The 4,979-nt window shown below is 56.1% G+C and carries 2 rRNA genes; both read right to left on the bottom strand.

The window, feature by feature from the left end:
• Window positions 1-42: 42 nt before the first annotated feature.
• Window positions 43-3,176: ribosomal RNA gene (locus tag C7S10_RS21865) — 23S ribosomal RNA — on the bottom strand.
• 470 nt (window positions 3,177-3,646) lie between these two features.
• Window positions 3,647-4,979: ribosomal RNA gene (locus C7S10_RS21860) — 16S ribosomal RNA — on the bottom strand; the annotation flags it as partial.

Genomic DNA, 4,979 nt, shown 5'->3' with positions numbered 1-4,979 from the left:
TGTCTGTGTCTCGTACGTGTGGTGATTGGTTTTGTACGGTGTTGGGACAAGCCCTCGGCCTATTAGTACCGGTCGGCTAGGCATTACTGCTGTACACCTCCGGCCTATCAACCCCATAGTCTGTGGGGGGCCTTACCCAGTTAACCTGGTGGGAAACCTCATCTTGAAACGTGCTTCCCGCTTAGATGCATTCAGCGGTTATCACTTCCGAACGTAGCCAACCAGCCGTGCCCCTGGCGGGACAACTGGCACACCAGAGGTTCGTCCATCCCGGTCCTCTCGTACTAGGGACAGCCTTTCTCAAGTTTCCTGCGCGCGCGGCGGATAGGGACCGAACTGTCTCACGACGTTCTAAACCCAGCTCGCGTGCCGCTTTAATGGGCGAACAGCCCAACCCTTGGGACCTACTCCAGCCCCAGGATGCGACGAGCCGACATCGAGGTGCCAAACCATCCCGTCGATATGGACTCTTGGGGAAGATCAGCCTGTTATCCCCGGGGTACCTTTTATCCGTTGAGCGACGCCGCTTCCACCTGCTGGCGCCGGATCACTAGTTCCGACTTTCGTCCCTGCTCGACATGTCTGTCTCACAGTCAAGCTCCCTTGTGCACTTACACTCAACACCTGATTGCCAACCAGGCTGAGGGAACCTTTGAGCGCCTCCGTTACATTTTAGGAGGCAACCGCCCCAGTTAAACTACCCATCAGGCACTGTCCCTGATCCGGATTACGGACCTAGGTTAGACATCTAATACTACTAGAGTGGTATTTCAACGATGACTCCACATTCACTGGCGTGCATGCTTCACAGTCTCCCACCTATCCTACACAAGCAGTACCAAACACCAATACCAAACTATAGTAAAGGTCCCGGGGTCTTTCCGTCCTGCCGCGCGTAACGAGCATCTTTACTCGTAGTGCAATTTCGCCGAGTCCATGGTTGAGACAGCGCCCAAGTCGTTACTCCATTCGTGCAGGTCGGAACTTACCCGACAAGGAATTTCGCTACCTTAGGATGGTTATAGTTACCACCGCCGTTTACTGGGGCTTAAATTCTCCGCTTCGACTTGCGTCTAACAGGTCCTCTTAACCTTCCAGCACCGGGCAGGAGTCAGTCCGTATACATCGTCTTACAACTTCGCACGGACCTGTGTTTTTAGTAAACAGTCGCTTGGGCCTGGTCTCTGCGGCCATCACCGCGTCCCCCAGCTAGTGGGTTCACGGATCCGGCCCCCCTTCTCCCGAAGTTACGGGGGCATTTTGCCGAGTTCCTTAACCATGGTTCTCTCGATCGCCTTAGTATTCTCTACCTGATCACCTGAGTCGGTTTGGGGTACGGGCGGCTCGTAGCTCGCTAGAGGTTTTTCTCGACAGCATAGGATCACCCACTTCACCTAACGGCTCCGTGTCACATCTCAGACTCCACATCAAAGTGAGCGGCCCGGATTTACCTGGACCACGTCCTACATGCTTACCCGTGGACAACCATCGCCACGGCTGGGCTACCTTCCTGCGTCACCCCATCGCTTGACTACTACCAGTTCGGGTCCCACGCTCCACAACATCGTCTCGCCCCGAAGGGTCCGATCAATGAAGCTTCGGATGGTTAGCATCACCAGGTTCATCATGGGCGCTACTTCGCCGGTACGGGAATATCAACCCGTTGTCCATCGACTACGCCTGTCGGCCTCGCCTTAGGTCCCGACTTACCCAGGGCAGATTAGCTTGACCCTGGAACCCTTGATCATTCGGCGCACGGGTTTCTCACCCGTGATTCGCTACTCATGCCTGCATTCTCACTCGTGTGGCCTCCACACCTGGATCACTCCGGCGCTTCACTGCCCACACGACGCTCCCCTACCCATCCAGCGCACTGAACACCGATCGAGTCGATGCTGATGTATTCGCTGAATGCCATAGCTTCGGCGGATGACTTGAGCCCCGCTACATTGTCGGCGCGGAATCACTTGACCAGTGAGCTATTACGCACTCTTTCAAGGGTGGCTGCTTCCAAGCCAACCTCCTGGTTGTCACTGCGACTCCACATCCTTTTCCACTTAGTCACCGCTTAGGGGCCTTAGCTGATGGTCTGGGCTGTTTCCCTCTCGACAATGGAGCTTATCCCCCACTGTCTCACTGCTGCGCTCTCACTTACCGGCATTCGGAGTTTGGCTAACGTCAGTAACCTGGTCGGGCCCATCGGCTATCCAGTGCTCTACCTCCGGCAAGAAACACACAACGCTGCACCTAAATGCATTTCGGGGAGAACCAGCTATCACGAAGTTTGATTGGCCTTTCACCCCTATCCACAGGTCATCCCCTCAGTTTTCAACCTAAGTGGGTTCGGTCCTCCACGTCGTCTTACCGACGCTTCAACCTGCCCATGGATAGATCACTTCGCTTCGGGTCTTGAGCGTGCTACTCAAACGCCCTATTCGGACTCGCTTTCGCTACGGCTACCCCACACGGGTTAACCTCGCAACACACCGCAAACTCGCAGGCTCATTCTTCAAAAGGCACGCCGTCACCCCGTGCCACAAGGGCAGTCAAGGCTCCGACGGATTGTAGGCACACGGTTTCAGGTACTATTTCACTCCCCGCCAGGGGTACTTTTCACCTTTCCCTCACGGTACTTGTCCGCTATCGGTCATCAAGGAGTATTTAGGCTTAACGGGTGGTCCCGCCAGATTCACACGGAATTTCAGGGGTTCCGTGTTACTTGGGGTACTGCTCCAGAGCCCAGCACATACGTCTACGGGGCTATCACCCGCTCCGGCGCCACTTTCCAATGGACTTCGACTTCGACGCTGAGTTTCTTACTCTGCACACGTCCGGCAGAACGTGTCGAACAACCCCACAACCCCACACTCACAACCCCTGCCGGGTATCACATGAATATGGTTTGGCCTCATCCGATTTCGCTCGCCACTACTCTCGGAATCACTATTGTTTTCTCTTCCTGTCGGTACTGAGATGTTTCACTTCCCGACGTTCCCTCCACACACCCTATGTGTTCAGATGCGGGTAACTGGACATGACTCCAGCTGGGTTTCCCCATTCGGACACCCCCGGATCACAGCTCGGTTGCCAACTCCCCAGGGCTTATCGCAGGCTCCTACGTCCTTCATCGGCTCTTGATGCCAAGGCATCCACCATGTGCCCTTCATAGCTTGTCTCAACAACGTCAAAACAAATCACAACACCCACTCACGCAGGCTGCTACTACGAAAGAACAAACACACCCACACACGACAATCAACACGCATGGGTGCGCACAAAAAATACACTACAAAGCATTAATTAATGCTCGCGTCCACTATGCAGATCTCAAACAACAACCCCACCAACCCCCCGACACCACCAACCGGTGGCACCAGGACAAAGGGAGGACCAGAAACAACCACACCACAAACCCCACTCCACAGAGTGAGCTTCTCGGCCTGATGCTTCAGGACCCAACAGTGTGCCAACCATCCCCCCACCACGACCAACCCCGTTCCACACCCCCACCCACCGCGAACGACAGGAAGGAGGTAGTACTAAGCGCCGGCCCCGACAGGGCTCAAGCATCATCGACGATTCCACTAGTGAACACCACCAGAGCCACCAACACATTCGGCTGGCGTGCGGGGTGTGTGCTCCTTAGAAAGGAGGTGATCCAGCCGCACCTTCCGGTACGGCTACCTTGTTACGACTTCGTCCCAATCGCCAGCCCCACCTTCGACGGCTCCCTCCACAAGGGTTGGGCCACCGGCTTCGGGTGTTGCCGACTTTCGTGACGTGACGGGCGGTGTGTACAAGGCCCGGGAACGTATTCACCGCAGCGTTGCTGATCTGCGATTACTAGCGACTCCGACTTCATGGGGTCGAGTTGCAGACCCCAATCCGAACTGAGACCGGCTTTTTGGGATTCGCTCCCCCTTACGGGATCGCAGCCCTTTGTACCGGCCATTGTAGCATGCGTGAAGCCCTGGACATAAGGGGCATGATGACTTGACGTCATCCCCACCTTCCTCCGAGTTGACCCCGGCAGTCTCCTATGAGTCCCCACCATAACGTGCTGGCAACATAGAACGAGGGTTGCGCTCGTTGCGGGACTTAACCCAACATCTCACGACACGAGCTGACGACAGCCATGCACCACCTGTACACCGACAAAAGGGGCCTCATCTCTGAGGCTTTCCGGTGTATGTCAAACCCAGGTAAGGTTCTTCGCGTTGCATCGAATTAATCCGCATGCTCCGCCGCTTGTGCGGGCCCCCGTCAATTCCTTTGAGTTTTAGCCTTGCGGCCGTACTCCCCAGGCGGGGCGCTTAATGCGTTAGCTGCGGCACGGAACCCATGGAATAGGCCCCACACCTAGCGCCCAACGTTTACGGTGTGGACTACCAGGGTATCTAATCCTGTTCGCTCCCCACACTTTCGCTCCTCAGCGTCAGGTAATGCCCAGAGAACCGCCTTCGCCACCGGTGTTCCTCCTGATATCTGCGCATTTCACCGCTACACCAGGAATTCCGTTCTCCCCTGCATACCTCTAGTCTGCCCGTATCGAAAGCAAGCGCCGTGTTAAGCACGGCGTTTTCACTCCCGACGCGACAAACCGCCTACGAGCCCTTTACGCCCAATAATTCCGGACAACGCTCGCACCCTACGTATTACCGCGGCTGCTGGCACGTAGTTGGCCGGTGCTTCTTCTGCACATACCGTCACTTGCGCTTCGTCTGTGCTGAAAGAGGTTTACAACCCGAAGGCCGTCATCCCTCACGCGGCGTTGCTGGATCAGGCTTCCGCCCATTGTCCAATATTCCCCACTGCTGCCTCCCGTAGGAGTCTGGGCCGTGTCTCAGTCCCAGTGTGGCCGGTCACCCTCTCAGGCCGGCTACCCGTCGAAGCCATGGTAGGCCATTACCCCACCATCAAGCTGATAGGCCGCGAGCACATCCCCCACCGAAAAAACTTTCCACCAACACCCATGCAGG

Source organism: Nocardioides currus, from assembly GCF_003057875.1.
GTDB classification, from domain to species: domain Bacteria; phylum Actinomycetota; class Actinomycetes; order Propionibacteriales; family Nocardioidaceae; genus Nocardioides; species Nocardioides currus.
Note: the sequence above shows the minus strand (reverse complement) of the source record. Positions and strands in the feature narration are given on the sequence as shown.